Origin of the sequence: Sphaerotilus sp., from assembly GCF_013299175.1 — a bacterium.
In the GTDB taxonomy this organism is placed as follows: Bacteria; Pseudomonadota; Gammaproteobacteria; order Burkholderiales; family Burkholderiaceae_C; genus Sphaerotilus.
This window is the reverse complement of the sequence record NZ_JAAFKF010000163.1, coordinates 1-5,258: the sequence shown is the minus strand read 5'-3', so window position 1 is coordinate 5,258 and position 5,258 is coordinate 1. Positions and strand designations below refer to the sequence as shown.

Genomic DNA, 5,258 nt, shown 5'->3' with positions numbered 1-5,258 from the left:
CCTGCACCTGCCTCAGGTTGATGCACACAGCCAGTTCGGTCTGCGACCAACAGGCGCGCTTGCGGGCCGATTGCGGCCACAGTCTCCCCCTACGCTTCAACCTCACCCTGCTGCGTATCGCCGTCATCCACCTCAGCCTCCGGCCACAACGCCGGGAAGCAGAACCGCAGCGCATGCAGCGGCAACCCGAAGCGCACCCGCCCCTGCGGGGTGTCGCTGACCAGCAGGCCCCGCTGCAGCAGCGCCCGCAGCAGCGACCCCGCCGTGCGCTCGCCCAGGCCAGTCATCTGCTTGAACTCGCCGCGCTCCAGCGCCCCATCGGTGACGAACAGGTAATGCAGCGGTCGCAACGCCGCCATCCGGACACCCGAGTGCAACGTCTGCTCCTCGAAGGCGAGGCAGGCGGCGATGCGGCGCTCCATGTCGCCCAGCCGCAGCAGCCCCGACATGAACGCCACCTGGTCCTGGCAGACCGACAGCACATAGCCGATCCAGTCCACCAGCGCCCGCTGGCTCAGGTTGCCCCGGCCGTCCAGATCACCGCGACGCGATTCGTCCGCCGCCGCCAGCAGCGCGTAGTAGCGGTCGGTGCTGCGTGCAAAGCCCCGCAGCGGCGACCACAACCCCCCGGTGTAGCCCAGCGCCGCCAGCAGCGTGTGCGTGTGCAGCCGCATCACCCGGCCATTGCCATCGACGAACGGGTGGATCCAGCCCAGCCGCTGGTGCGCGGCGGCCAGCGCCAGCAAGGCGGCCTCTCCTCGGCGGGTGTTGCCGTACACATCGGCCCAGCGGGTCAGGAAGGCCGGCACCGCCTGCCAAGCCGGGGCGATGTGGCGGCCGACGCTGACTTCGCGGGTGCGCAGGATGCCAGGTGCGATGACGGGGCCAGCGTCAGGGTTCAGGTCTTCGGACGGCAGGTGGCTGAACAGTTCGCGGTGGATGTCCTGCACGGCGTCGAGGCTGTAAAGCCGCCGGACGCCATCAGCGCCGGTGTAGCGCGACTCCAGCACCGCCTCGGTCTCGATGTGCGCCACCGCCAGCCGCTGCCGGGCGGCCAGTTCCCGGTTGGCGGAAAAGTCGCGCCGCAGCGCCTGCTCGATCTCGAACGGCCGTGTGTGCTGGCCCTCGATGCGGTTGGAGTAGTACGAGTTCATGCTGCGCAGCAGGCGGCGCAGTTCGCCAGGCACCGCTGAGCCGGCCAGCAGGAGCGCCGACCGCGCCAGGTCATGGGCCTGGGACAACAGCGGCGACTGCGCGGCGTCAGACGGCAGCAGCGGCTCGAACTGGTGGACAGAGTCGTAGAGCGTGACCATAATTTGCCAACATCATGGTACAGGCAACCCCTTGTCAATCCATGGTTTTTTCATGTCGTTGCCTGCACGGTTGCCAACCTGGATGCAGACCCTCTGCACACTTGGCGAGTGAACACAGGACGTGTCACGCCGCGGGCAACAGCCCTTCCACCGCCCGATACAACGCCTTGAACCGCTTGTAGCGCCCAGCCAGCATCTCCGCTTCGGCGACATCCGGCTGGAAGATCGCAGCGATTTCGGGCGCAGGACAAACCTCCTCCACCGCCCCCCCATCCGCCAGCCAAGCCAGCCGCGCCGCCCCCAGCGCCCCGCCCGCCTCGCCCCCCCGCCGCGTCACCATCGGCACCCCGATCGCGCTCGCCAGCAGTTGCGCCCACAGCGCGCTGCGCGCCCCGCCGCCGACCAGCGACAGGCTCGCCACCTCCCCCGGCTGCACGCCCAGGCTGTGCCACCCATCCAGCAGCCCGAAGGTCACGCCCTCGACCACCGCATACCCGAGCGCCGCCGCATCGTGGTCATTCGTCAGCCCGAAGAAGCCGCCCTGCGCGTGCGGGTTGTTGTGCGGCGTGCGCTCGCCGTTGAGGTAGGGCAGGAACAGCGGGGCGCGTTCGCGCTGCTGTGGCGTGAGCTGCGCGACCTGTTCGAGCAGCGCCGCCTCGCTCGCCGCGCCGACGAGGTGCGTGACCCAGCGCAGGCCGTTGGCGGCGCTGAGCATCACGCTCATCTGGTGCCAGGTGCCGGGCAGCGCGTGGCAGAAGGCGTGCATCGCGCTGGCCGGGTTCGGGCGGAAACGGTCGCTGGTCAGGAAGATCACGCCCGACGTGCCCAGCGAGACAAAGCCCTCGCCCGGCCGCACCGCGCCGATGCCGACCGCGCTCGCCGCGTTGTCGCCACCCCCGCCCGCGATCACCACCCCCGCCGGCAAGCCCCAGCGCTCGGCCAGCGCCGCCTTGAGCACACCCGACACCTCGCTGCCCTCGACGAGCCGCGGCATCTGCGCCTCGGTCATATGACACGCCGCCAGCACCTCGGCTGACCAGCGCCGCTCGGCGACATCGAGCCACAGCGTTCCCGCCGCGTCACTCATCTCGCCGACGCGCTCGCCGGTGAGCATGAAGCGCAGCCAGTCCTTGGGCAGCAGCACCGTCGCCGTGCGGGCGAAGAGTTCTGGTTCGTGCTTGCGAACCCACAGCAGCTTCGGCGCCGTGAAGCCGGGCATCGCGAGGTTGCCGGCGATGTCGTGCAGCCGCGGACACGCCACCTCCAGTTCCGCGCACTCGGCCCCGCTGCGCCCGTCGTTCCACAGGATCGCCGGCCGCAGCACCTCGCCCGCCGCGTCCATCAGCACCGCCCCGTGCATCTGCCCGGACAGCCCGATGGCGCGGACCTGCGCCAGCGCCGCGCCGTGTTTCGCCTTCAGCCGCTGCATCGCCCGATCCGTCGCCGCCCACCACTCGCCGGGCGCCTGCTCGCTCCACAGCGGCTGCGGGCGCTGCACGGTCAGCGGCTCGCCGACGACGGCGTGGATCGGGTGTTGCGGATGCTGCGCGTCGAGCAGCAGGAACTTGACTTCGGACGTGCCGAGATCGATGCCTAGGTACATGCGGTGGTCCCGAAACGGTTGTCCGCCTGCTTGCGGAACTCGCTCGGGGTCATGCCCTTGATTTCCAGGAAGCGGCGATTGAAGTTGGCGACGTTGTTGAAGCCGACCTCGTAGCAGATGTGGGTGATCAGCCGGTCGGACTCCATCAGCAACTGGCAGGCGCGGTTGATCCGCACGCGGTTGACGAAGTCGGTGAAGGTGTTGCCGGTGGCACGGCGGAAGAAGCGGCTGAACCGGCTCTCGCTCATGCCAAGTTCGACGGCGATGTCGGCCGCCGAGAAGGGCTGCGAGAGGTTGTCGGTGATGCGGCTGACGACGGCGTCGATCTGGTCGAGCGAGTCGTCATCGTCCACGCTCTGCATCTGCACGTTCGACAGCAGCCGGTAGTCGGTGCTGGCCGAGAGGTCGCACAGGAAGTCGCAGAACGCCGTGAAGCGCCGCAGCCCGCGCCCCGCCTTGACGCGGTGCCAGTGCTGCCGGGCGCTTTCGCCCATGCCGAAGAACTCGATGCCGTGCCGCGCCCGCTCCAGCAGCGGCAGCACCTCGGCCAGCTCGGGGATCGTCGCCGCCGAGCGGGTCAGCGGCTCGTGGTGGAACTGGATCACGAGGTCGCGCTCGGCCACGCCGCCTTCGGGCAGGTCCATCGACAGCCAGTTGTGGGGCAGGCGCGGCCCGGTCAGCACGAGGTGGCCGGGCTGGAACTGGCCGATCCAGTCGCCGACGAAGACCTTGCCCGAGGTGCTGGTGATCAGGTGCAGCTCGTACTCGTCGTGGTAGTGCCAGCGTGCCAGCGGCGTCGGGAAGCCGTGCGCCAGACAGCGGATGAACCCGGCCTCCCCCGGCGCCTCGTAGCCCAGGTCGGGCGAGCGGGCGTAGTCGTGCTCCAGCTCGGGCTTGATCTGGCGGGGGACGGCGCGGGGCTTGGCGGGCATGGCCCTGAGCTTAATCGGCGGGGTGTCCTGCGCTTGCGGTGTGGTTGGCCACGAAGTGCGCCACCCGCTCGCCTGCCCCGCGCACCGCCGCGACCAGCCGTGCATCGCCCGCCAGATCGCCCCACAGCGGCCGATCCGCACAGAACACCGCGACCGGGTCCGCCGCGTCGCAGACCGCATGCGCCACCGCCGGGTCCATCGCCTGGTCCTGGTAGGTGTACGGGATCTGCCCGGCGTGCCAGCGTTGCAGGTAGGCCAGGAACAGCGCCGGCAGCATCGCCACGCTGTCGATCGGCTCAAAGCGCGCCAGCCGCTCGCGGACCGTCGGCGCGATGAAGCCGGGGATCTTGCTGAACCCGTCCATCGCCACGCGCTGGTTGGTGTCGCGGATGGCGGGGTTGCCGAAGCGGTCGAGCACCACGTCGCGGTAGGTCGGCAGGTCGATCGGGCACGGATGCTCGGGCGTGTCGAGGACCGGGATGGTGTCGTCGGTGACGTAGTCGAACGCGAACTTGCGGATGACCGGATCGTGCGTGCCCTCGTGGATGTAGAGGTAGCCGACCAGCGTCCCCGCCCAGGCGATGCACGAGTGCGTCGCGTTGAGCAAGCGGATCTTGGCTTCCTCGTAGGCGTCCACCGACTGCACCATCTCGACGCCGACGGCTTCCCACGCGGGGCGGCCGGCGATGAAGCGGTCCTCGATGACCCACTGGATGAAGCTCTCGCCCATCAGCGCGGCAGGGTCGTCCACGCCGGTCGCGGCCAGCACGCGCTCGCGCACATCGGGCGTGGGGCGCGGCGTGATGCGGTCCACCATCGCGTTCGGGCTGGTGGTGTTGGCCTGCACCCAGTCGAGCAGCGCGGCGTCACCGACCAGTTCGATGAACTGCAGCAGCCCACCCCGCGAGCGGTCGCCGTTGTGGCGCAGGTTGTCGCAGTTGAGCAGCGTCACCGCGCCCGCGCCACTCGCCATGCGCGCACGCAGGATGGCGGTCAGCGCGCCGTAGATCGTCGAGCCGGGACGGCCGGCACGTGCCGAATCCAGGTCAGCGCGCAGGTCGGCGAAGGTGGCGAGGTCGAGGCGGTTCTGCGCGTCGAGGTAGTAGCCGGCCTCGGTGACGGTGAAGGAGATGATCTTCGTGTCGGCGCTCGCCCCTTGCGCGATCAGGCCGGCGAGGTCGGACGTGTACGGGATGACGCGGCGGATCGAGGTGATGCGCTCGTAGCGGTGTTCACCGGCCGGGGAGATCGTCTCCAGCGTGTAGGCGCCACCTTGTGCCGCCAGCGCGTCGATCGTCTCGGCCATGTCGGGCCGGGTGTTGCCGCCGGCAAGCTGCCACGCGGTGTCGCCGGTCTTGCCCAGTTCGTGCAGGTAGACGGCCAGGTGGGCGCGGTGGAACGAACCCAGGC

At 69.9% G+C, this 5,258-nt stretch carries 4 protein-coding genes; all 4 read right to left on the bottom strand.

Going from position 1 to position 5,258, the window contains the following annotated elements; genetic code table 11:
- Positions 1-89 precede the first annotated feature (89 nt).
- Positions 90-1,313: a Fic family protein gene (locus QZW52_RS18390; protein ID WP_294001418.1), complete on the bottom strand. Its 1,224-nt coding sequence runs from the start codon at positions 1,311-1,313 to the stop codon at positions 90-92.
- A gap of 124 nt (positions 1,314-1,437) precedes the next feature.
- The gene (gene xylB, locus QZW52_RS18385) at positions 1,438-2,916 is read right to left on the bottom strand and encodes a xylulokinase (RefSeq protein ID WP_294001416.1); all 1,479 of its coding nucleotides are present in this window, start codon (positions 2,914-2,916) and stop codon (positions 1,438-1,440) included.
- Positions 2,907-3,848: an AraC family transcriptional regulator gene (locus QZW52_RS18380; protein WP_294001414.1), complete on the bottom strand. Its 942-nt coding sequence runs from the start codon at positions 3,846-3,848 to the stop codon at positions 2,907-2,909. The genes xylB and QZW52_RS18380 overlap by 10 nt, the downstream gene beginning before the upstream one ends.
- Positions 3,849-3,858: 10 nt before the next feature.
- Positions 3,859-5,256, bottom strand: a complete 1,398-nt coding sequence (gene dalD, locus QZW52_RS18375) for a D-arabinitol 4-dehydrogenase (RefSeq protein WP_294001411.1) — start codon at positions 5,254-5,256, stop codon at positions 3,859-3,861.
- Between the last annotated feature and the right edge of the window lie 2 nt (positions 5,257-5,258).

Excerpts from the sequence above, each read along its gene's own strand:
- QZW52_RS18390 (WP_294001418.1), bottom strand. The coding sequence starts at position 1,313 with ATGGTCACGCTCTACGACTCTGTCCACCAGTTCGAGCCGCTGCTGCCG.
- xylB (WP_294001416.1), bottom strand. The coding sequence starts at position 2,916 with ATGTACCTAGGCATCGATCTCGGCACGTCCGAAGTCAAGTTCCTGCTG.
- QZW52_RS18380 (WP_294001414.1), bottom strand. The coding sequence starts at position 3,848 with ATGCCCGCCAAGCCCCGCGCCGTCCCCCGCCAGATCAAGCCCGAGCTG.